Raw genomic sequence first — 21,579 nt, 5'->3', positions numbered from 1 at the left:
AATGGACTGGCAATAGACGTTGAACACCGAAAGTGATTATTTTTCTTTCCAATAGCCGATCCATTCTTTCAATAGTTGCATATTTTTCGCTAATGCACCGCCTTGCGGAATAAAATGCATCATATTTAACTCGTATTCTTTGGGGGTGATCCCTTCGCCGACACTAGCCGGCAATACTTTAAATCCTTGTTGTTGGAAAAGCAAGGTTGCACGTTGCATATGCCATTCATTGGTAACAAGAATAATTTTATTGATATGCTCTTTTTCCAATATTTGTTTGGTAAAGAGGGCGTTCTCTTTAGTAGTTAAGGCGTTAGGCTCAATCCATTGTGTCGGTACATGAAAGAAATGTTGTAATTCTTCCGCTGCAATTTTTGCTTCGATTGCACCGCTCGGGCTTGCTCCGGTAATCAAAAGCGGTAGATCCGTTTCTTTTTGTAAATACGCCGCATAGCGTAAGCGTTCAAGCTGAATTGCGGTGGAAGCAAGCGGCGCATAAAGCTCTTTGCTATCCCGTAATCCGCCACCCAATAGCACAATGGCTTGCGCATTTTTGTAGTCGTTGAGTGTTAAATTGTCTTCCGTAATTAAGCTGTCTTTCAAGGTTTGTGCCGTGAAGGGAATACTCAATATATAAAGTAGAGCAAGCCCAAGTGCGGTTGAGATTCGGCTTAGTTTTTTGAAATTAAACCTTGCCAAAATCAATGCCGACAGCCATAAAATTAAAACATTGAATGGTGGTAATATCATGGCGGTGATGAGCTTTTTGATTTCTATCATTTTTTGTCAATTTCCACAAAATCAATATTTTTTGTCCATAAATTGGCATAGCCGGAATTTTTACCGTAAGCGTTATCGCATACTCGGTTTGGAATTTCCAGTAAACAGGAGAAAATATGGCCGTGTAAACGTGTGGTCGTTACCTGATCATTTTGTAAAAATACCTCGGCTACGCGATTCACAATACGCTTGGTGTAAGCAAACCAAAATTGATGGAAAAGATTTTTTAGCCAACCCCAATTTTGTTGATTGGCAAATTTACTTATACGCCAACCGAGCGCCAAAACGATACTGTCTAAACGGGAGAGAATATCATCCCAATCTTTCACATTTGAATTTGCCGGCAGGGTAGCAAGGATATTTTTTTCTACGTCACTGGCTTCAATGTCTTTGCGTAAAAAATAAAGTTGTTTACTGGTGTAGCCTTGTTTTGTCGGCAATGTTCCGTAGAGCTGGTGTGCCATATCCGGTGATAATGTTACATTCGAGGAAAATTGTTTGAAACTTTCCGCTGTGCGTTCATCACGGGCAAGTAAGTAACAATCCGCGTGTTGATTGAAAAGTGCGGCTGATTTTTCGAGATTTTTTTGATCTTTAAAATACAAGGTTTGAGGCAGCACAATAATGCGATTGTTGGGAAAATGTTGAATCATTTGTTCACGGATTTTTTGATGTTGCGGATAGAGATCGCCAAAGTTCCCCCCACCGTGTAACAAAATGGTGGTATTCGGGGTAATCTTTTGTTTTACCTCATTAATATCCATGTCGAACTCACAACGTTTCAATCTCACATTGATATGGTGATCTTTAAAAAATTGTTCCGTTCCGTGATAGATCAATAAATCTCCGACATTTAAATGCAACGGATAATCAAAGTAAAACACGTCATTTTTATCTTTGATTAAATCCGCAATAGGATCGAGTCGTTGCTTTAGAGAAACTAATGCTGAATTCATTTTTTTACCTTTTTCAAAATATAGCCAAACAAGAAGGCTTTTTCCGTACGGTTTAAACCGATTAATAAAATCATGGCAATCAGCCCAAATTCCAATAATATAGCTTTACCTAGAAATTCAAGAAAAGTATAAACTCGCTGAGTATCCGACAAGTAAATGAGCCCGATTAAGCAAGCAAATACGGTGCCGATATTAAGTAAATATGTGACAAATTCTTTTCGGTTAAATTGAATTTTTTTGTTAATGAAATAGAAACGGTAGATTTGCATGATAAGTGCGGTGGAAAATCTGCCGATAAAGGCATAGATCGGGTTATAACCGAGAGTAAATAAATAATAAGCGAGCGGTACGGTACAAAGATCAATGATTGCAATGATAATATTGTATTGTTTAATTTTATTTGTGCCGATAGCGAGCGCGGTCATCCAAAATGATCCCGCCATGGCACTAATCAGCGAGCATAACAGGGTAATTTGCACTAATTGTTGCACATATATCGGTAAATGATCACCTAACCAAAAGGTAAGCAACGTGTGAGGAAAATAAAGTACCGGTGCGGATAAAATCGCAATGAGATAAAAGGAATATTTTGATGTGCCGAGAATAAGCTTTTTATTGCGTTCGTAATCTTTTGCCGCATAAGATTGCACAAGTTGTGGGTTAAATGCCACTTGAAAGTTATTCACAAAGCTATAAATCGCGGTGTCCACTTGAGTAGCAATGCCTACGGCGGCATTGACAGTAACGCCAAAAAATAGGTTGATGACCATATTTAAGCCTTGTGTTGAGGCAACATAAGCCGTTTGCCCGAGTAACATCCAAGCGGAAAAACTTGCCATTTCCTTTGTTTTGCTAAAATCTTTGTAGAAACAAAAGCGGGTTTCAGTGTAAAAGGTGCGGCGGGTAAAATTAACATAAAGTACAAATACGAGCAGGCTCACCCCAAGTAATAATAGGCTATAACTGATTAATTTATCGTATTGTTCAATCTGCATTAAAATAAAGATAGCAGAAAGTTTAAATGCCGTTTCACTCAAGCCCAGCCAAGCATAAAATGACATTCGCTCATGGGCGACAATCATAGCATTGAAAGGGACTTTAATAACTTCAATCAAAGCAATGAGGAGGGCAATTTGATAGACAATATTGACCGCATGCATTCTTTCTGTCGGAATATTGAGTTTATGGTTTAAAAACCAAAGCCCCACGGTTTCCGCCAACACTGCCACGATAAGCATAATAAAGAGATGATTTAAGATACTGATATTAAAAATAATATTGACACGGCTTGAATCATTGGAGGCTTTTTCCACATTAATAAAACGTTGGGTGGTTGCCGTCATCGTACCGTTAAAAAACGAAAATAACACCACAACGCCCATAACAATATTGTAAATCCCGAAATCTTCCACCCCTAACACACGTAATACAACACGTGAAATATAAAGCATTGCTCCCATATTAAAGAGCATACGGATATAAAGAAACAGGGTATTTTTAGCAATGGTTTTGTTCGACATTATGACTTATTTTTGCCTTAAAATTGGTGGGGAATTATAGATTTCTTTAGTATAATCAGCAATCTTTTATGCAACTATTTCCCATTTGATTAATCAAACAGACGATACTATTTTTAGTCGAGAGAATAATGAATAAATATTTGATTTCCTTGGATAAAGATGAACAGCGCCGTGCGCTTTTCTTTTCGCAACCCGATACGGCGGATTTTTGTGTATTTTCCGCAATTAATACGATGCAAAATGAATGGGAAGAATTGGCGCGGCAGTTTGATTTGGATCAATTTGAACGGCATTACGGGCGTAAAGTTACCAAGGGGGAAATTGGCTGTACGCTGAGTCATCTTGCAGTGTATCGTTTGATAGTCGAGGATGAATCGGTAGCGGAAGATGATTATGCCTTAGTGTGCGAAGATGATGCCTTATTTGCTGCAAATTTCCAACAAAACTTGACCGCACTTTTAACGCAAAAGAACACTATGTCGATTATGCTTATCGGGCAATCCAAAATTGCTCAATTTAGTGATGCGGAGTTAGAAATTAATTACCCTACGACGTTTTCGTTTTTGTGTCATAAAGCCGTCGGGGTGACTTATGCTTATCCCTATAAAAGCTATTTTGCCGGTACGGTAGGATATTTGATCAAAAAATCTGCTGCACGTACTTTTCTTAAACAACTTGAACAAGGGAAACCGTTCTGGCTTGCCGATGACTTTTTATTATTTGAAACGCAATTTGCCTTGCCGAATCAAGTGGTTCGTCCGTTAATGGTGATTGAAAATCCGCAACTGGTAAGCAATCTTGAGGCGATTCGTGGTTCGCAAGCGAATAATCTTGTAAAAAAACTGGTGAAATATCCGCTGAAAAAAATAATGGCAATTCAGAAAAATTTAGGAAAATAAATGACCGCACTTTTTAATTTTTTCTATATTTATGATCCGTGGTTTTTCCATGTCGTGCGTATGTCCTTTGTGGTTGGCTTGCTTGCTTTTATCGTGTTGTTTTATCGTTATATAAAGAAAAAAAACGCGCAAGGCATTATTGTACCAATGGATAGCTTAGCCGTGCTTTTAGGATTAATTTTATTTAGTGTCATTCCTCTGTTGATTAATGGCACAAGGGATTTTTCGGTGATGATGATGTATGTGAAATCACTGATTTTATTTATTTTCGGTATTGGGTTTTATAACGCCTTCTATGCGATACCAAACGGACAACAACAGCTTGTGCGTGATTTACAAATTGGGGTTGTGGTGCAATTTGTGTTCGGTATATTTGCCTTGCTTGGCGTGTCCTTTTTGGCAGATTTTTTGCTTTCGACCAATGCGGTGCTACCGGCACGATTTTATGGATCGGAACAAGAATATCGCCTATATAATCTTACTGCCACTGCGTTTTTTCAACTGAGTTTATTTTACTTAATGCTGCTTCATTTTCTACTAGCGTATAACGCAAAACATAGCGGCATACCGAGTATTTTTGTATTTTTGATGCTCTGTATCGGGTTGATTTCCGGTAGAACGTTTTTGTTACTTTCCGTAGTGAGTATAGCCGTGTATTTTAAATGGCGATATGTCCCTTCGTTAATTGCATTTTTGCTGTTGGTGCTGGGATTGGCTTATTTTGCACCCAAAAATCCTTATGTCGCCCATGCGTTAGAGCCGGTAATTAATTTGTTGCACGGTGCCGGTTTTGTGAGTTCTTCCACCGATACTTTAGTAAAAAATCATCTGTTTATGCCGACCTTGAGACAATTTATCACCGGTGATGGGATGTATATGACAGGGCAGTTAGAGATCGGGCGTTATTATGGCCATACGGATTCCGGTTTTTTACGCCAAATTTTATACGGTGGCGTAGTTTACGCACTGGTTTGTTTTTTTGTCACTTTTTATTTTGTACGCAAAATCGCACTGAACTGGTTTGATGGCAGTTGGAAATTTATTCTTTCCGCTTTTGTGATTCTTACCGCCTGCAATATCAAAGCCGATACTTTCGCTTTTCCGGGCATTATGTTTGTGATGTTGATGTTTTTGTCATTATTCGGTACTCACGGAAAACAACGAATTTTCTTAGAGAAAGAGGAAAAAAATGTTTAGTATCATTGTGCCGTCTTACAACCGAAAATCGGAGATCCCTGCTTTATTGGAAAGTTTAACTCACCAAACCGACAAAGGTTTTGAGGTGGTAATTGTTGATGACAAATCGCAAGAACCTGTTGTGGTGGAAAAATCTTATCCCTTTAAGGTAAAAGTGATTCGTAATGAAACAAATCGAGGTGCGGCGGAAAGCCGAAATATCGGTGCTCGTGCAGCAACGGAGGAATGGTTGTTATTTTTGGATGATGATGATCGATTTGCCGAGAATAAATGTGAGAAATTAGCTGAGGTTATTAGCGAGCAGCCCGCTATTAATTTTATTTATCACCCTGCGAAATGCGAAATGATAAATGAAGGGTTTAGCTACGTGACCCATCCGATCTCGCCACAAGAAATTAGTGTGGAACGTATCTTACTTGCTAATAAAATTGGCGGTATGCCGATGGTGGCGGTGAAAAAAGATCTTTTCTTAAAAATTGGCGGATTATCTAGCGTACTTCGTTCATTGGAAGACTATGATTTTTTGTTGAAATTAGTTAAAGATCCAACGTTTAAGCCTTATAAAATAAGTGAACCTTTGACTTATTGTTCTTTCCATACAAAACGTTCCAGTGTTTCAACGGACACTACTAACACTGAAAAAGCTATTGATTATATTCGTGAACATTATGTGAAAACAGAAGAGCAGGTACGTAATTTCAACATCAATGCCAGCTATATTTTGGCTTATCCGCATATCATGAATTTATCGCGCAAAGCGGCTTATTATTATTTTGATATTTTTAGGCGAACAAAAAGTATTAAACAATTAGTGATTGCGATGATTGTGCTGATTTCACCGAAATTGGCACTAAATTTGAAACGGTTTATGTAATAGAAAGGGTCATGATGAGATTTTCAGTTTTAATGTCCTTATATGTTAAGGAAAATCCAAGGTTTTTACGTGAATGTTTTGAAAGTTTGTTAGCTCAAACCTATCAGGCGGATGAAATTGTTTTAGTGTTTGACGGGGCGGTTACTCCGGAATTGGAGACTGTTGTCTCTAAGTTTGAAAAACAGTTACCGTTAAAATTAATTAAACTGCCGAAAAACCAAGGATTAGGTAACGCCTTAAATGAGGGATTGAAACATTGTTCCCATAACTGGGTTTTCCGTATGGATACGGATGATATTTGCGTGCCGGAACGTTTTGCCAAACAAGTGGCATTTATCGAACAACACCCCGATACGATTATTTTTGGCGGGCAAATTGCCGAGTTTGGTGAAACTGTGAATGATATTATTGCCTATCGCCGAGTGCCGACAGAAGCGAAAGATATTGTGAAATTTACTCAAAAACGTTGCCCTTTTAACCATATGACGGTGGCATATCAAAAAAGTGAGGTGATAAATTGCGGAGGTTATGAAGATCTGCAAGAAGATTATTACTTGTGGATTAAACTTGTAGCACAAGGACAAGCCGTAGCAAATTTGCCCGATATTTTAGTTTATGCCCGTGTAGGCAATGGAATGGTGGGACGTCGCAGAGGATTGAATCAGGCTAAGGCGGAGTGGCGATTATTTAAATTAAAATATCGTCTGGGTATACAAGATTTAGCCTCGGGATTATTTATTTTTATTTTACGATCTGCTTCCCGTTTATTGCCGATTTCATTATTAAAAGCGGCTTATAGCAAATTTTTAAGAAAATAAAAATGATGTTGAAGGAAAGAAAATCAATGAAAAAAATTTCGTTATTATCAACCGCACTTTTATCTTGTTTACTGGTAGGCTGTTCCGCTAGTAGTCAAACGGCAGCGGCTAAAAATATTCCTACAATTAGTCGTAATGCGGTTTATTCCAAGCCGCGCACACTTGGTAACTTTAATGATTATGTTCAATTTTTAAAAGGTAAAGCTGCGGCGGAAGGGGTTTCTCTTTCTACCTTAAACGCACAAAGCAATATTTGGTATCTAGAGAAAGCCGTAGCCTTAGATCGTGCACAAGTGGAGCGGTCAGTAAAACGCGATCCAAACCAATCTCCGGTGTTGAATCCGAATGGTACAACCAATTATCTGAATAAAGTACTCACAAACAATAAGGTAAGTATGGCTGAAGAACGCTATTGGGAAGTCCAAGTACCGCTTCAACGGGCGAGTCGGCGTTATGGCGTACAACAGGAATATATTCTTGCTTTATGGGGAATGGAAAGTAGTTTCGGGCATTACCAAGGGAATTATGACGTATTATCTGCCTTGGCGACTCTTGCTTTTGACGGTAGACGTGAAGCCTTGTTTAGTAAAGAATTCGTCAATGCGATGAAAATGCTAGACAGTAATTATATTCAACGCCCTAAAATGTTAGGTTCATGGGCGGGAGCGATGGGACAAACCCAATTTATGCCAAGTGCTTTCTTAAATTATGCGGCTGACGGTAATGATGATGGGATAAAAGATATTTGGACAAACCAATTTGATACTTTTGCTTCCATTGCGAATTATTTACATAGCGTAGGTTGGGATGATAAATTGCCCTGGGGAATTGAAGTTACCCTAAACCAACCGCTTGATTTATCCCTTTCCGGTATTGAGAGAAATAAAGCCCGTTCTTTACGTGACTGGCAAGCTCAAGGCGTAATACCGATAAGTTTTAGCGCAGAACAACAAGCAAAACTGACCGCACTTTCCCATGCGGATCTTTGGCTTGTTCGTCCGGATAAACAAGTGGGTCGGGCTTTTTTAGTATCTAATAATTTCCGTACGATTTTAGATTGGAATAAATCTAATTATTTTGCCGTGAGCATCGGTATGTTTGCGGATAGAATTAAGGAAAGAGTCGGATTATAAAAAAACAGCGGTCAATTTGACCGCTGTTTTTTTGTTTGGTTAAGTAAATTATTTGGTAGCCGGTGTTTGAGCCGGTTGTTCTGCGTTAGGAGCAGTCGGTTGAACCGGTGCCGGATTAAATTTAGCTTCAATTTTTGCACCAAGTTCAGCCAAAGATTGCATTTTGTTTTGCAATTCAGCGGCTTTTTCAGCGTAAGCTTTTTGATCTGCTTCGGTTTTCACGTTTGCTTGAGCAATCAATAATTGGCCGGCAAGGGTTAATACTTCTTTGGTTTGATTTTTTGCACTGCCGATTAAATCGGATTTCACATCGAGAGCATCTAAACTTGCAATACTTGCTTGAACATTTTTATTAAATTCTTCAATTGCAGCTTTTGCTTTATTTTCATCTTTTGCTTCAGCGGCAGCAGTTAATTCCTGTTGTAGTTTTTGCTGATTTTGAGCTTGCACCGCACCTTGCTCTTGGTTCCAAGCGATTAATTTGTCGTAATCCGCTTTTTCTTGTGCTTCCGCACTCATTACCGGTGCGGCTTCAGTCGGTTTCGCCGTCTCTGCTTGTTGGGTTGTTTCAGGTTTAGCGGTATTTGCGGTTTTATCTGCCGCTTTATCACAAGCAGTTAAAAATAAAGCAAACAATGCAGTGGCAGTAACTTTTGTCAATTTGTTCATAAATAATCCTTTAAGTTGAAAATTAAAAAGTATTTCTTGGATGATTAAACCCACGGTATCTTGAGACCGCTTATTTTCGGATTAGTTTAAAAAATTTTCAAGAAATTTATTTTAGCGTAGGTACAAACTCGGATAAGGCTTTTATTTCCTCTTCGTTTAAACGTTGTTTTGCAGGGTTGCCCGGTCCGATAATCTTTCCCTTTTTACGGTTGAAAAGTGCGGTTGAAATTTCTTCTGTTTTTAATTGATTGATGATTTTAGATTCGCCCATTGCCGGTTTCTCACCTTGTTTCCCGTGGCAAGTGGCACAGGAACGTTTATAAATCTTTTCTGCTTTGATGAAGTCAGGATTTTCAGCTTGAGTAAAAACAGGAAGACAAAATAGGCAGCCAAGAAATAAACGAAATGCTTTCATTGAGGATCCTTAATAATTTATTTTTTAAATAATTTCTCTAATTCTTCCTGCGGAATTTTACCTTCAAATTTCGCTTGAATATAGCCCTTGTCATCAATAATAAAAGAGGTGGGCGTACCCACTAATTGATAGCGTTCTGCGGTGATTTTCATTTGATCTTTAATCACCGATTGGGTGAGTTGATGTTTAGCGACGACTGCATTGGTATCCATATTTTCACCATCAACATTGATAGCAATGAGCTGAACTTTATTTGGGTAATTCTCATTAAGTTGCTCGAATGTTTTTAATTCTGCCATGCAATGACCACAGGTTTCCGACCAAAAGGTGAGTAAGCGAGTGCCTTGCCAATCTTTTAAGCTCACTTGCTTGCCTTGTAGATCATAGGCGGCAAGTTCCGGTGCTGCGTTACCGAGAGCCGCTTTTTCTTCTTTGCAAGAAACTGTGCTGAAAATGACCGCACTTAAGCAGAGTGATTTGACTAAAAGTTTAATGTTCATTTCGTTCTTCCCGTAAAAACTTACCATGTTGGAGATAAATAGTGCGATCAGTGAGTTCGCCCAGTTCCGGATTATGAGTAACCATAACAATGGTTCTACCTTGGCGGTTTAGTTCTTGTAATAAATCTAATACCAGCGCCTCATTTTTTTCGTCTAAATTACCGGTGGGTTCATCGGCAAAAATAACGGGAGGCTGATTGACAAGGGCACGAGCAATGCAAACACGTTGTTGTTCGCCGCCGGAAAGTTGATTTGGTCTGTGATCCATACGATGTCCTAATCCTACTTGTGTTAATACGGCTTTTGCCGCTGCTTCATCAATGACGCTGTGATAATGTTGAGCGAGCATCACATTTTCAAGTGCGGTTAAATAAGGAATTAAATGGAATTGTTGGAATACCAAGCCGATTTTTTCCGCACGAAAGCGTTGGCGACCGACTTCATCCAGTTGAGCGGCGTCAATACCGGCTAAAATAACTTTCCCTTCACTGGCGGTGTCCAGACCGGTGAGAATGTTCATCAAAGTAGTTTTACCTGAGCCGGATGCGCCCATAATGGCAACAAATTCACCCTGTTTAATTTGAATATTAATGTCTTCAAGTGCGGTCACTTGACCGAAGCGTTTGTATAAATGTTCTGTTTCGATCACAAATTGAGTCATAGCTTTCTCTTTTATTTTATTAGGCGGTTTTTTCTAAACCTAAGTTTTAAGATTTATTCGCCTTTTAGTACATTTGCCGTTTGAATATTTAATGCGCGACCTGTTGGTATGATAACTGCAATAAATGCGACCAACAAGGAGAGCATAATGGTAATAGGGAAAACCGGTAAACGCATATCAATGTAAGATTTAAAAACCGTTAAGCCTAAAATTTGAGCGAGTAAATAACCAAATATTAATCCGACTAAAATGGCACAGACCGCAATAATAAGAATTTCCGTGCAGATTTGTTTAATAATATCCGATTGCTTCGCCCCTAATGCTTTTTGTAGGGCAAATTCTTTGGCACGTTCTCCGACAATAGCGATCAATGTTGTGTTCACACAAAGGGTTGCCAACACTAAAATCACTAAAGAAATTAGCCCCATTAGCCCTTTGATTTTATCTAAAATTTGCCCTTCCGAGGCGGAAACCTTACGAATCGGGCGGGCGGTGAGATCTTTATATTGTTGCATAATATTTTCTGCGAACTGATCGACTTGCCCAAGTTCATTTCTGACGTTGAGTAGCGCATTGTTGGCAAGCCCTTCTTTTTCCAACCAATTCTGTGCAAAATCAAGATTGACGATAAGCATATTGTCTGTGGCGTCACCGGCTTCTACAATAGCCTTAATAGTAAATTGATGTTTTTCTACCGCATTTTTGGAAAGTTGCAGTTTGTCGCCGATTTTTAAATTGAGTCGTTCGGCAAGGGTTTTCCCAATCATTGCATTACGATCATCAAAATTTACATTAATGGCTGAACCGCTAATTTGCCAATAAGGGGCTAAAACACGCATATCTTCAAAGCGAACGCCCATAATAACGATTTTTTCCAATTCGCTACGTGTTACACCGTAAAGATAGGGGCTGGCAGCGGTGATTAATCCCTGTGGCGCCTGTTGTAAAATTTCATCAATTTGATTCACTGAAACCATCTCGCCTTTTATGGAACCAATATAGAAATTGGCACCAAAGGTACGAAGTTCTTGACTCATTTTGGTATTGATATCGAAATAAACGGCAGCCATTGCGGTAACAATTCCGGCACCGACCGTTAAGGCAGTGAAGATAATCATCACCCGTTGTAAACGCAGACGAAGCGCACGGAAAATTAATCGCCAAAACATACTTTTATTGTCTGCCATAAAGTACCTCAACGGGATAAAGTTTGGCAATACGATGGGCGGGGAACCAAGTCCCAATCAGGGCAATGAATATTGAAAGTACGAGTACGCACGGGATCACGATCCAAGCAAAACTGAGCGGTACGCCAAACAGTGTGAGACCAATAAATTTTGCCAAGCCCCAACCGGCTAAACATCCCAAGATGCCGCCAATCAAGGCGCTTAATACGGCTTCGCAATAGAACAATAAAACGATCTGCCATTGGTAAGCACCCAAGGCTTTCATTAAACCGATTTCTTTGCCTCGTTCTATAATGTTGGAACTCATCAGCGAGGCAATGCCCATTGCCGCCGCAATTAATGCCGCAAGTGTTACGACCGAGAGTAATAACTGAATTTTGCTGATCACTACGCCCTCGGAGGCGGCGACTTGCCAGATAGGGCGTACAATCGCACCGGAAATGGCTTCTTCCAGTTGGTGGGAGATCGAAGAGACATAGGCGGTACAGTACCAACGGTCGTACTCCTCCGCATCAAGGGCATCTGTATTAACTCTCGCTTTACGGGAGAGGGTATTTTCCGGTACTGTGAGAGCAGACACTTTCACGGATTGTACTTTGCCTTCCAAACCCAATAAGGCTTGGGCGGCACTTAGCGGCATCACAATCTGATTATCTTCCGTACCGCCTGTGGTTAAAATACCTTGAATTTTGACCGCACTTTGAGCGGAAAAATCGTTTTCTTGATAGCTTAAATTGAGTGTGTCGCCAATTTTCCAGTCGTTCGCTTTGGCAAGCTGTGCACCCACAAGTACGGGAATTTTTTCCCCAAAATTGTCATTTTCATCATTCACCCAATCGCCTTGCACCTGCCAATAGGGGCTGATAATGCGTTGCCCGGTGTGATAATCCTCTTCATCGGGAATCGCAATGTGGTGATCGAAAAAGGTCCCTAGAATTGAAACGGATTCCGCAAGTGCGGTCGATTTTTCCGCTGTTTTTATTACATTGACGGTTGCCGTTAATTGAGGAGCAAAACCGACAATATTATTACGCCAGAAAATATCTTTGATGTTTGGCAGCTCTTTTTCGTCAATAAAATCCTGACCGGAAAGAGCGATATTCGAATTTAGCTCATCCGGTAACACAGCACTACTTGCCGGTTCAATCAAAATGTTAGCGCCGTAAGATTTTAGTTCTTTTGCCATTTTATCGCCAATATCAATAGAAACGGCAAGCAAGGCGGAGACTAAACCAGCAGCCAAGAAAACGGTGACAATGGCTAATAATTTGCGCTTGATACCAAAACGCCAAGACTGAAATAACATCCTCACTAACATTGTTATTCCTTTTTCCCATTTTCATTGCTAAGGTATTTTTCAGGGGTATTGCGGAACCGTTCAAGATTTTCTTCATTTTCAAAGAAATAAGTACGGTTCTCAAAGCTGTATTTATGCTCCGTTTGGGTGTTTTTTAATTTTTTACCACTAATAGGATCTTGCACCTCAATTTCCATGATAGTGCTGAATAAATTAAGCCCGTCTTCCAATGAAGTGCGGTGAATAATCAGTTCATTTTCCGTTTGTTGCCAATTTTCAATCGGGACGGGATTACATCCCCCGGGTTTACCAATGGACGGAATGAACATATGTACGCCGCACCCCACGCAGACTACTTGATTGGCTTGCATCACATAGCCTTGATCACCGCATAATAGACAAGCATCAAACACTGCGGCAAGGCTGAGCTTATTTGGTTGTCGGTTAATAATAAAAAAGCGTACGGCTTTCCCGTCATCCGCAATCCAGACAAAACGATGAAGTTTTCCGTCTTTCACTTGTTCAATGGGAATACGCACTTGCCCGGTTTGATCGAGTGTAATAGGAATAGCTTCGGACAACTGAGGCGGGCGTGAAGCAACTTGTACCCAATAAAATTGGGTTACGCCAATAAAAATTATTGCCAATGTTCCCCAATTAATCAGACGTTTTGATACTTGCACCAGTGCCAATTTTTTGCGTTTTTCGATAGGATCTTGTTCGGTTTTAGCTTGTAATCTTCGTTTAAAATGAGTTTGAAAGATGAAAATGCTTAAGCTTAAGAACATAATGGCGAGACAGAGGAAATTTAACCAAGTAGTAAGTGTGCTTGATTTTGCCACAAAACTTAATCGTACTTTGGTAAGTTCGATTAGCTGTAATTTCATTAAAATGAGGAGTAATTCCCCCACAAGTGGACTCATTAAGGCAAACCAAAGTATAAAATTCAGCCCGAAAAGTATGGTGGATTTTCCTTTTGTTTTTTGTTGTTGTTTCAGTAGAAAGTAAGTCCACGCCGAGATCGCTAAGCATAAAATTATCCCAAAAATGACCGAACTTAGGTTCAAAATAAAATCAGTGTTAATAATATCCGTGTTGGTAAGCGCGGTGATATTTGGATCTTTTGCCCAAGTGGCGCCTGCAATCAGCATTAAGATAAATTGCCAGCAAAGAGCTATTCTGGTCGAATTTGTCCATTGACTGAGGGCAAAAAGTAAGAATGCGACTAGAAAAATGATCGTGAGAATAAGATTTGCCACTTGGCCGTTTGGCAAACTAAGACGTAATGTAACACCGCTTATTAAGCCGAAAATACTCAGCCAAATGATTGTTTTTGAAGTGGGTGTAGTTGGTTTTATTGCCCAGGATGCGCCGAGTAAAATTGAAAGAGGTAAGAGCGCTTGAAGCAGAAAAACGAAAAAGTAAGTCATAAGTCAAAAAATATCATCGTGATAAAATATGTTGGCACACATATTATTTTGTTAAGTATCTATAATACATAGATTTGTGCGTGAATATAAGTCATTCACGCACGTTGTAAAGAATTATTTAATTCCTGTGAATTTAAATTCATAGTTTACATCAAAAGGCTTCCACCAACGACCCACACCGGTTTCTCCATCCGTATGACGGTGCATACCGGCTTTTGACGGCGGATCGATATGATAAGTTAATTTGTAGTTACCCACCCCCATCATTTTTACGTTTGCACCGTAATGCGGGCCGTCACCGGCAACCATTGGCATAAAGGTTCCTTCTTGTTTTTCGCCCGTATCAGTATTGATTAAGGTGTAATTGATTGTGAGATAAGGCATCCATTCGCCGTCACCAAATCCATTTTTATTACCTTTCACAGAGTGAATATCCGCTTCTAAGTGAATATCGGATTTTGCTGCAGGTAAGCCCATACCACGCGGTTCCATATCAATTGGTTTCAGATAAACGGCGGCAATTTCCATATCGTTCATTGTCACGGCTTCACCGATAGGATATTCGGTAAAGGCTTGGACGCTTGCCGCAAATAAACCGGCGGTAAGTGCGGTCGCAATAAGTGCTTTTTTCATATTAGATCTCCTGAGATTTAAGGTTATGCTGCTTTTTTACTTTGGTATTTCATAACGGCTAAAGCAAAAAGTGCAGCGACGATTAAAATGCCTTGTGGAATTAATGTTTCCAGATAAGGGTAAATGCCTAACCACGAAATTTCCGGTATGCCGTTGATTAGGGTCGGTTCAAATAATTTTCCTTCAATCAGTTCTAAGACGGATTTACCGGCAAATACAAATGCCATTACATACATAAATGTGCCGGTGAACATAAAAAACGGTTTAAGAGGAAGTTTCACCACGCTATAGCGCATGATGAAATAGCAAATTGCCAGTAGCAATACGCCGGCAAGGAAACCGGCGAAAAGATAAGCTACACCGACCGCACTTTTTGCATCACTTGCAAGAGCATAATAGAACAAGACGGTTTCCGCCCCTTCACGATAAACCGCTAAAAAGCTGGTGAGCCACAAGCCAACTAAAGAGCCTGCGGTTAATGCCGTGGAAAGTTTGCCTTCTAGATAACGTTTCCAATTTTGTGCTTCAACTTTAGAAAGGAGCCAGTAACTCATCATAAAGAGCATAACGACGGCAATCATCATTGTGAAACCTTCCAGCAATTCGCGATTTTGACCTGAATTTTCAAAAATAAGTTGGAAAATAAAGGCAGTGATGACACTTGCCGCTAGGGCAACATAAACGGATTGACGAATTGTTGGCAATTTATCTTGATGATTATTTTTGACGAGATATGCCACAATAGCGGCGACGATGAGTAAGGCTTCCAAGCCTTCGCGCAAAATGATTAACAGGCTGTATAAGAATAATGACCAATCACTTTGCTCTCCACCCTGTAACATATTGACGGCTTTGGATAAATTTTGGGCCAATCCTTCCGCTTGGGGTTGTAATTTTTCCCCTTGATTGGCTTTCATTAGGCTTACCATTCGTGTGAAATAGCCTTCAATTTCCGCTTTGAAATTACTATCGCGAGAGCCGATTTTATTTTCCATTCCACTATTTTCAAATATATCAAAATAGGTGTCTTGTACAGAAAGAATAGCTTTTTTCTGTTCGCCTTTTTCGTAAAGCGAAATGGCTTGTTGAATACCTTGATTGACTTGATCGGCAATTTTTTGCCAATCTTGTGACTCATTTTCTACTGATTGCGCGCTATTATCTTGTTGATTCTGTTCTTCACGGGTAGTCGGTAATGCCGGTAATAATTCTTCAATATCTTGTAGAAGGTTCGTACTTTGATAGGCGATTTCCGTCATTTGATCCGCTTGTTCGCTTAAACGAATTAAATTGTAGAATTGTTGATTGATGGCGGCGGATTGTTCGGCAGAACGGTAAGTACGCACCGCCATTTCCATTTCCGAATTTTTATAGCCGTCATATTGTGCTTGCTGAAAAGATTGTTTGGCTTTGGAGAAATCGCCTTGTTCATAAGCTTCAATGGCTTGCGCCACTAAATCATCAATGGTTTTAAAACTCTGCTGCCAGTAAGGCAAAATCTGATCATTTTGGTATACGCTATGTTGGCTGTCGGCATTAAGTTGATGACCTTCTGCTAAGGCGGGCAATACTTCTTGCAATGCCTGTTTTAAACCGTTAATTTTGGCTTGAATTTCACCTAGGGACTTGCCCTCTCCAATCATTTTACGAATTTCGCCAAAGGTAGATTCCATTTGATAGCTTTTCTGTGCGGAAAAATTAATACGAATCGGACCTTCCAAATTTTCAAAGACTTCAAAATACGCCATTTGTACTTCGGTTCGGGCATCATCAGGATTATTTTGTTGAAGGAATGCGGTTGTTTTGTCTAACCGTGTTGTAATATCCGCTACCCATTGTTGATAGTTATCTTGTGCTAAAACGAGTTGAGAAAAGAAAAAGGTAAATAATACTGCGCAACAACGCACAACACGCAACATTGAAATCTCCAAATGCAATTTATTCTTATTTCTGCATATTATCCTCTAATATGAAAAAATCTCAACTGTTATTTTGTGATGTAGGTTAAGTTTTGGGAAAAGGAGAACATGAAAAAATGCGGTCAAATTTGACCGCACTTTTATTGATAGACAATTAGTTAAACATCGCAGAGATGGACTCTTCATTGCTGATACGGCGAATAGATTCGGCCAGCATAGAAGAAAGAGTAAGTACACGTACTTTACCAAGCGCTTTCATTTCGGCTGAAAGCGGGATAGTATCTGTGACTACAATTTCATCAATTGAGTCGCTTGCAAGGTTTTTTGCCGCCGCACCGGAGAAAACAGCATGAGTTGCATAAGCAAATACGCGTTTTGCACCGCGTTCCTTGAGGGCTTCCGCCGCTTTGCATAATGTACCGCCGGTGTCGATCATATCATCTACAAGAATACAATCACGCCCCGCCACATCCCCAATGATGTGCATAACTTGTGCAACATTAGCGTGCGGACGGCGTTTGTCAATAATCGCCATATCGGTATCGTTTAATAATTTTGCTACCGCACGAGCACGCACTACACCACCGATATCCGGAGAAACAACGATCGGATTTTCAAGATCGGTTTTTTTCAAAATATCATGAATGAGTACCGGTGAACCGAATACGTTATCTACCGGCACATCAAAGAAACCTTGGATTTGTTCGGCATGGAGATCACAGGTTAGCACGCGATCGATACCGACAGTGGAAAGCATATCGGCGACAACTTTGGCGGTGATCGGTACACGGGCGGAACGTACGCGACGATCTTGGCGCGCATAGCCGAAGTAAGGAATCACGGCGGTAATACGACCGGCCGAAGCACGGCGTAAGGCATCCACTATAACGATTAACTCCATTAAATTATCGTTAGTCGGCGCACAGGTAGATTGAATAATAAATACATCCGCACCACGCACATTTTCGTTAATTTGAACTTGAATTTCACCATCACTGAAACGACCTACTGTCGCATCACCAAGGGAAATATATAAACGTTCAGAAATACGTTTTGCAAGTTCAGGCGTTGCATTCCCTGCGAAGAGTTTAATATCTGGCATTAGTTTATGACCTCAGGTTAGATTGTAGATGAATTAGGGAGATTGTGGTGTTTCAACAGTTGATGTAAAGGTGAAACATTGAGTCCTTTTGCAACAAAACCGAATAACTCTTTTGGTTTTTGTTGAAAGCATGCTTGAGCATCTGCTTCGTTGTCAAATTCAGCGAATACGCAAGCACCGGTTCCGGTTAATCTTGCCGGCGCATATTGTAGCAACCAGTTTAGGGCTTTTTCAACGTCTGAATAGTGATTTAGCACAATTTTTTGGCAATCGTTTTCGTAAGGCGAATCAAGCAGCGCGTCTAAAGTTTGTTTTGGCGTATGGCGCGGTAGATTGGGATCATTAAAAATTACCGCAGTGGAAATGGAACTTTCTGGTTTTAATACCACAAACCATTTTTCAGCAGGGGAGCAGTAGGTGATTTTTTCGCCTACACCTTCGGCAAAAGCGGCATGACCATGTACAAAAATCGGTACGTCCGCACCTAAGCTTAAACCCAGTTCGGCAAGTTCATTAAGTGATAAATTGGCTTGCCACAGATAATTTAATGCAATCAGTGTTGTTGCCGCATTAGACGAGCCACCGCCAACCCCGCCGCCTATGGGGAGAATTTTTTCTAAGCGAATGGTCGCGCCTTGGCGAATTTTTGCTTTTTCCTGTAATAATTTTGCGGCGCGATAAATCAGATTATCTTCTATTTTAAGGTTGCTGATATTCGGTGAAATCAAAATTTTGTTATCTTCTTCTCTAACATGGATTTCAAGCCAATCGCCAAAATCAAGAAATTGGAACAGGGTTTGTAGCTCGTGATAACCGTTTGATAGTTTGCCGTTAATATAAAGGAATAAATTAAGTTTTGCAGGACTAGGAAAACGGCAGGGTCTTCCTAGTGAAGGTTGTGAAGAAAGTGCGGTCGAAAATTGATATGTTTTCATTAAAATGCCCACTCGTCCACGCGAATTTTTAGGGTTTGGGAGGTATTTTTATTTTTTAGTAAGATATTTTCCGGCATAGCGTTTTCACTATGGTAAGTTAAATAGTCCGCAGTCCAAATCGAACCGTCAAGGGGATAGCTGAATGCGCCGAGTAAGTGATTCGTCCCGACTTTATAATCGGAATCGACGGCAGGTTGTCCTTTCAGCCAATAAGTAAGCTGTTCTAAGGGAATATCCATACCAATCATTTCTTGTAGCAATAATTTTGCATTGCGTGCCGATTGTCGATTGCCATTGTTATCCGAAATCGTCATACCTTGAGGGCGCATTTCAAGAAGTAAGGTGGATTTGCTGACCAGAGAATACAATTTAAGCGTATAGAATTGTGGATGTTGGTATTGCCATTCAAAACGGCTGGAAAAACGCTCTGTCGGGCTAATGTAACCGATTTGCCCTTTGGCGCGATATTGTTGGATTTTTTCTATTTTTTGTAAATGCTGTAACCAAGCCGCATCGGTTTTATCGAGGTATTGTACGTTTCTTGGTCGTTCAGTATCTAACGTACAAGCGCTGATAACGGCAGTGATAAAAAGTGCGGTTAAAAATTTTAATGGTTTCATGCTTATGCCCGGTCAAAAAACTTTCGTCATTGTAAGGTGTTGTTTCTGCTTAGTAAAGCCTATTATTCGGCTTGATGTGTCCTTTTAGCTTGTTTAATCGCATTGAGTCGTCGACGGTTCAATTCATCACGAATTTTTTCTTTTTTAAAGCCGTCTTTAATCACCTGTTGCACATCCACATTTTGTGCCGCTTTTAGCAGGCTGTTAACATAATTAAGTTGTGGGTATTCACGCTCTTCAAAGCCGGTTCTGCCGCGCGTATCGGAAAGGCAGACTATAAGAAATTCTTGGAAGCGTTGCGGCTTACGCCATACATCAAAGCGATTGAATAATTTCATTACTGTTTCGGGGCGAAGTTCAAAAGCTTTGTGAATGTGTGTGTGATATTCACAAGTGAGTTCGGCAAGTTCTTGATAATAGTTTTTTACTTTTAATCGTTTAGACAAATGACGGGTCGGTTTAATACCCGCCTGTTCGTGGCCGTAGTGATGAGGAAGCATGTCTTTTGGCGTAAGGGCTTTACCCAGATCATGACAAATCGCCGCAAAACAAACCGCACTTTGGTTGAACTCAGGATTATTTTGTATCAGTTTAACAGCTTGTTGCAATACCAACATGGTATGAATAAAGCTGTCAATTTCCGGGTGATGTTGTACCGGGTTCGGCACGCCATAAAGTGCGTTAAGCTCAGGAAAAAGAGTGTTCAACGCGCCAATTTTACGCAGCACTTCAAAATAAATTTCAGGGTGCTTTTCATTCAACGCCTTTTCCGTTTCTAACCAAACGCGTTCGGCCGTTAGATGTGAGAGCTCGCCGCTTTGTGTCAGACTTTCCATTAGTGTTAGGGTTTGCGGTGCGATTTTAAACCCTAAATGATGGAAACGTGCGGCAAAACGGGCAACACGTAGCACCCGTAAAGGATCTTCCGCAAAAGCAGGGGAGACATGGCGTAAAATTCGGTTATCCAAATCGCTTTTACCATGATAGGGATCGTGAAGGTTGCCTTGCGCATCAATTGCCATCGCATTGATTGCGAGATCTCGTCGAATGAGATCCTGTTCTAATGTAATGTTCGGAGAAAAATCACAGATAAATCCCGTATAGCCGTTACCGGATTTACGTTCTGTGCGTGCAAGGGCATATTCTTCTTTGGTATCGGGATTAAGAAAAACCGGAAAATCTCTGCCGACTTGTTGATAGCCTTGAGCTAATAGATTTTCGGCGGTTGTGCCGACAACGACCCAATCCCGATCTTTTACCGGTAAGCCTAATAATTGATCACGAACCGCACCGCCAACTAAATAAATTTCCATTGATTTCCCTTAAAAAAGAAACACCGAACATTTGCTCGGTGTGATTGATTATGCCCAGCCGCCACGGCGTTTACGTCTTGGTAAAATATGAGGAATAATTAAGCCAAATAACAATCCGACACCAAGTACCGAACCGCCGTAAATGAACCATTGGATTGCAATTTCACGTTTACTGACATCAAGCATAGCTTCTAAGTCGCGATTTTTATTTTTGGTAATTTCCAACTCGCGTTTGAGCTGGGAATTCTGTTCCAATAATTTGCTGCTTTGTTGCTCGGACTGTTTGGTACGTCGCTGCATTTCTACGGTACGTTGCTGCCAATCATTGTCTAAATGACTAAGCTTTAACGTTAATTCTTGAATTTGAGCCTTTAATTTTGGATTTTCAAGCTTACTGCTTGGCGTGTTGCTTAGTTCGGAAGTTAAAATCCAAGCCTCACGGTTTTTGTTGTCACGAATGAGACTATACTTGCCTTGTCGTTCTAATACATTAACTTGTTCACCGGCTTGAATAGCTCCGGCAATTTTAAATTGATCACCAGCGCCGCGACGGAGATAAGTATTGAGGTTTTCTGTCACGTATTGAGTTTCCGCATAAGCGATGTTAGTTGTTGAAACGAGTAAAATACTAGAAAATAAAAGCTTGATAAGTCTTAACATAGTTTTTGGCATAATTCGCCCTTAATTTTTTTAGATCTTGTTAACAGACCTCAATTTTGAA

The 21,579-nt window shown here is 40.2% G+C and carries 22 protein-coding genes; 5 read left to right on the top strand and 17 right to left on the bottom strand.

The genetic code is table 11. The annotated features are described in order from the left end of the window. Window positions 1-36: 36 nt before the first annotated feature. From BKL51_RS02550 to BKL51_RS02540, 3 genes are read right to left on the bottom strand one after another with little or no spacing between them, the layout of a single operon-like run. Entirely contained in the window at window positions 37-780 is a 744-nt protein-coding gene (locus BKL51_RS02550) for a YdcF family protein (protein ID WP_077465183.1), read from the bottom strand. Next, on the bottom strand, window positions 777-1,736 hold the full coding sequence (locus BKL51_RS02545; protein WP_077465182.1) for a polysaccharide pyruvyl transferase family protein: 960 nt from the start codon (window positions 1,734-1,736) through the stop codon (window positions 777-779). The genes BKL51_RS02550 and BKL51_RS02545 overlap by 4 nt, the downstream gene beginning before the upstream one ends. After that, on the bottom strand, window positions 1,733-3,256 hold the full coding sequence (locus tag BKL51_RS02540; RefSeq protein ID WP_077465181.1) for a lipopolysaccharide biosynthesis protein: 1,524 nt from the start codon (window positions 3,254-3,256) through the stop codon (window positions 1,733-1,735). Before BKL51_RS02540 ends, BKL51_RS02545 begins: the two co-directional genes overlap by 4 nt. A 128-nt stretch (window positions 3,257-3,384) precedes the next feature. Between BKL51_RS02540 and BKL51_RS02535 the strand changes: the two genes are divergently transcribed. From BKL51_RS02535 to BKL51_RS02515, 5 genes are read left to right on the top strand one after another with little or no spacing between them, the layout of a single operon-like run. Continuing rightward, window positions 3,385-4,155, top strand: coding sequence for a glycosyltransferase family 25 protein (locus BKL51_RS02535; protein WP_077465180.1), 771 nt, complete (start codon window positions 3,385-3,387; stop codon window positions 4,153-4,155). Next, window positions 4,156-5,352, top strand: coding sequence for a hypothetical protein (locus tag BKL51_RS02530; protein ID WP_077465179.1), 1,197 nt, complete (start codon window positions 4,156-4,158; stop codon window positions 5,350-5,352). Then, entirely contained in the window at window positions 5,345-6,226 is an 882-nt protein-coding gene (locus tag BKL51_RS02525; protein WP_077465178.1) for a glycosyltransferase family 2 protein, read from the top strand. The genes BKL51_RS02530 and BKL51_RS02525 overlap by 8 nt, the downstream gene beginning before the upstream one ends. Before the next feature lie 14 nt (window positions 6,227-6,240). Next, window positions 6,241-7,044: a glycosyltransferase gene (locus tag BKL51_RS02520; protein WP_077465177.1), complete on the top strand. Its 804-nt coding sequence runs from the start codon at window positions 6,241-6,243 to the stop codon at window positions 7,042-7,044. A gap of 26 nt (window positions 7,045-7,070) precedes the next feature. Further along, the gene (locus BKL51_RS02515) at window positions 7,071-8,177 is read left to right on the top strand and encodes a lytic transglycosylase domain-containing protein (protein WP_198930100.1); all 1,107 of its coding nucleotides are present in this window, start codon (window positions 7,071-7,073) and stop codon (window positions 8,175-8,177) included. Window positions 8,178-8,225: 48 nt separating this feature from the next. Here the strand turns inward: BKL51_RS02515 and BKL51_RS02510 are convergent, their stop codons facing one another. The 14 genes from BKL51_RS02510 to BKL51_RS02445 all read right to left on the bottom strand — a co-directional run bounded on the left by BKL51_RS02510 (window position 8,226) and on the right by BKL51_RS02445 (window position 21,518). Further along, window positions 8,226-8,846 (bottom strand): lipoprotein HlpB, encoded by a 621-nt coding sequence (locus BKL51_RS02510; protein ID WP_077465176.1) that lies wholly within the window; start codon window positions 8,844-8,846, stop codon window positions 8,226-8,228. A 106-nt stretch (window positions 8,847-8,952) separates the two neighbouring features. After that, window positions 8,953-9,261: a c-type cytochrome gene (locus BKL51_RS02505; RefSeq protein ID WP_077465175.1), complete on the bottom strand. Its 309-nt coding sequence runs from the start codon at window positions 9,259-9,261 to the stop codon at window positions 8,953-8,955. A gap of 17 nt (window positions 9,262-9,278) precedes the next feature. After that, complete coding sequence (locus BKL51_RS02500) at window positions 9,279-9,761, bottom strand: TlpA disulfide reductase family protein (RefSeq protein ID WP_077465174.1); 483 nt, start codon at window positions 9,759-9,761, stop codon at window positions 9,279-9,281. Continuing rightward, window positions 9,751-10,422 carry an ABC transporter ATP-binding protein gene (locus BKL51_RS02495; protein WP_077465173.1) on the bottom strand — a complete coding sequence of 224 codons (672 nt, stop codon included), beginning with the start codon at window positions 10,420-10,422 and terminating at the stop codon, window positions 9,751-9,753. Before BKL51_RS02495 ends, BKL51_RS02500 begins: the two co-directional genes overlap by 11 nt. 53 nt (window positions 10,423-10,475) lie before the next feature. Next, window positions 10,476-11,609: an FtsX-like permease family protein gene (locus BKL51_RS02490; RefSeq protein WP_077465172.1), complete on the bottom strand. Its 1,134-nt coding sequence runs from the start codon at window positions 11,607-11,609 to the stop codon at window positions 10,476-10,478. Continuing rightward, window positions 11,596-12,927, bottom strand: coding sequence for an ABC transporter permease (locus tag BKL51_RS02485; protein ID WP_077465171.1), 1,332 nt, complete (start codon window positions 12,925-12,927; stop codon window positions 11,596-11,598). The genes BKL51_RS02490 and BKL51_RS02485 overlap by 14 nt, the downstream gene beginning before the upstream one ends. Window positions 12,928-12,929: 2 nt before the next feature. Beyond that, window positions 12,930-14,336 (bottom strand): Fe-S-containing protein, encoded by a 1,407-nt coding sequence (locus BKL51_RS02480; RefSeq protein ID WP_077465170.1) that lies wholly within the window; start codon window positions 14,334-14,336, stop codon window positions 12,930-12,932. A gap of 114 nt (window positions 14,337-14,450) precedes the next feature. Then, window positions 14,451-14,969, bottom strand: a complete 519-nt coding sequence (locus tag BKL51_RS02475; protein WP_077465169.1) for an iron transporter — start codon at window positions 14,967-14,969, stop codon at window positions 14,451-14,453. Between the two features lie 23 nt (window positions 14,970-14,992). Continuing rightward, window positions 14,993-16,888, bottom strand: a complete 1,896-nt coding sequence (locus tag BKL51_RS02470; protein ID WP_077465168.1) for an FTR1 family protein — start codon at window positions 16,886-16,888, stop codon at window positions 14,993-14,995. 154 nt (window positions 16,889-17,042) lie between these two features. Then, window positions 17,043-17,990 carry a ribose-phosphate pyrophosphokinase gene (locus tag BKL51_RS02465; RefSeq protein WP_077465167.1) on the bottom strand — a complete coding sequence of 316 codons (948 nt, stop codon included), beginning with the start codon at window positions 17,988-17,990 and terminating at the stop codon, window positions 17,043-17,045. Between the two features lie 17 nt (window positions 17,991-18,007). Next, on the bottom strand, window positions 18,008-18,925 hold the full coding sequence (gene ispE / locus BKL51_RS02460; protein WP_077465166.1) for a 4-(cytidine 5'-diphospho)-2-C-methyl-D-erythritol kinase: 918 nt from the start codon (window positions 18,923-18,925) through the stop codon (window positions 18,008-18,010). Beyond that, window positions 18,925-19,545, bottom strand: coding sequence for a lipoprotein insertase outer membrane protein LolB (lolB, locus tag BKL51_RS02455; protein ID WP_077465165.1), 621 nt, complete (start codon window positions 19,543-19,545; stop codon window positions 18,925-18,927). The genes ispE and lolB overlap by 1 nt, the downstream gene beginning before the upstream one ends. Before the next feature lie 62 nt (window positions 19,546-19,607). Beyond that, window positions 19,608-20,858 carry a multifunctional CCA addition/repair protein gene (locus BKL51_RS02450; RefSeq protein ID WP_077465164.1) on the bottom strand — a complete coding sequence of 417 codons (1,251 nt, stop codon included), beginning with the start codon at window positions 20,856-20,858 and terminating at the stop codon, window positions 19,608-19,610. 48 nt (window positions 20,859-20,906) lie between these two features. After that, a complete protein-coding gene (locus BKL51_RS02445; RefSeq protein ID WP_077465190.1) occupies window positions 20,907-21,518 on the bottom strand; it encodes a TIGR04211 family SH3 domain-containing protein in 612 nt (203 codons plus the stop codon). Between the last annotated feature and the right edge of the window lie 61 nt (window positions 21,519-21,579).

This window comes from Rodentibacter sp. Ppn85, from assembly GCF_001999335.1.
GTDB lineage: Bacteria > Pseudomonadota > Gammaproteobacteria > Enterobacterales > Pasteurellaceae > Rodentibacter.
The sequence above is the reverse complement of the archived record's forward strand: the minus strand, read 5'-3'. Positions and strand labels throughout refer to the sequence as shown.

Excerpts from the sequence above, each read along its gene's own strand:
- BKL51_RS02550 (WP_077465183.1), bottom strand. The coding sequence starts at position 780 with ATGATAGAAATCAAAAAGCTCATCACCGCCATGATATTACCACCATTC.
- BKL51_RS02545 (WP_077465182.1), bottom strand. The coding sequence starts at position 1,736 with ATGAATTCAGCATTAGTTTCTCTAAAGCAACGACTCGATCCTATTGCG.
- BKL51_RS02540 (WP_077465181.1), bottom strand. The coding sequence starts at position 3,256 with ATGTCGAACAAAACCATTGCTAAAAATACCCTGTTTCTTTATATCCGT.
- BKL51_RS02535 (WP_077465180.1), top strand. The coding sequence starts at position 3,385 with ATGAATAAATATTTGATTTCCTTGGATAAAGATGAACAGCGCCGTGCG.
- BKL51_RS02530 (WP_077465179.1), top strand. The coding sequence starts at position 4,156 with ATGACCGCACTTTTTAATTTTTTCTATATTTATGATCCGTGGTTTTTC.
- BKL51_RS02525 (WP_077465178.1), top strand. The coding sequence starts at position 5,345 with ATGTTTAGTATCATTGTGCCGTCTTACAACCGAAAATCGGAGATCCCT.
- BKL51_RS02520 (WP_077465177.1), top strand. The coding sequence starts at position 6,241 with ATGAGATTTTCAGTTTTAATGTCCTTATATGTTAAGGAAAATCCAAGG.
- BKL51_RS02515 (WP_198930100.1), top strand. The coding sequence starts at position 7,071 with ATGAAAAAAATTTCGTTATTATCAACCGCACTTTTATCTTGTTTACTG.
- BKL51_RS02510 (WP_077465176.1), bottom strand. The coding sequence starts at position 8,846 with ATGAACAAATTGACAAAAGTTACTGCCACTGCATTGTTTGCTTTATTT.
- BKL51_RS02505 (WP_077465175.1), bottom strand. The coding sequence starts at position 9,261 with ATGAAAGCATTTCGTTTATTTCTTGGCTGCCTATTTTGTCTTCCTGTT.
- BKL51_RS02500 (WP_077465174.1), bottom strand. The coding sequence starts at position 9,761 with ATGAACATTAAACTTTTAGTCAAATCACTCTGCTTAAGTGCGGTCATT.
- BKL51_RS02495 (WP_077465173.1), bottom strand. The coding sequence starts at position 10,422 with ATGACTCAATTTGTGATCGAAACAGAACATTTATACAAACGCTTCGGT.
- BKL51_RS02490 (WP_077465172.1), bottom strand. The coding sequence starts at position 11,609 with ATGGCAGACAATAAAAGTATGTTTTGGCGATTAATTTTCCGTGCGCTT.
- BKL51_RS02485 (WP_077465171.1), bottom strand. The coding sequence starts at position 12,927 with ATGTTAGTGAGGATGTTATTTCAGTCTTGGCGTTTTGGTATCAAGCGC.
- BKL51_RS02480 (WP_077465170.1), bottom strand. The coding sequence starts at position 14,336 with ATGACTTACTTTTTCGTTTTTCTGCTTCAAGCGCTCTTACCTCTTTCA.
- BKL51_RS02475 (WP_077465169.1), bottom strand. The coding sequence starts at position 14,969 with ATGAAAAAAGCACTTATTGCGACCGCACTTACCGCCGGTTTATTTGCG.
- BKL51_RS02470 (WP_077465168.1), bottom strand. The coding sequence starts at position 16,888 with ATGTTGCGTGTTGTGCGTTGTTGCGCAGTATTATTTACCTTTTTCTTT.
- BKL51_RS02465 (WP_077465167.1), bottom strand. The coding sequence starts at position 17,990 with ATGCCAGATATTAAACTCTTCGCAGGGAATGCAACGCCTGAACTTGCA.
- ispE (WP_077465166.1), bottom strand. The coding sequence starts at position 18,925 with ATGAAAACATATCAATTTTCGACCGCACTTTCTTCACAACCTTCACTA.
- lolB (WP_077465165.1), bottom strand. The coding sequence starts at position 19,545 with ATGAAACCATTAAAATTTTTAACCGCACTTTTTATCACTGCCGTTATC.
- BKL51_RS02450 (WP_077465164.1), bottom strand. The coding sequence starts at position 20,858 with ATGGAAATTTATTTAGTTGGCGGTGCGGTTCGTGATCAATTATTAGGC.
- BKL51_RS02445 (WP_077465190.1), bottom strand. The coding sequence starts at position 21,518 with ATGTTAAGACTTATCAAGCTTTTATTTTCTAGTATTTTACTCGTTTCA.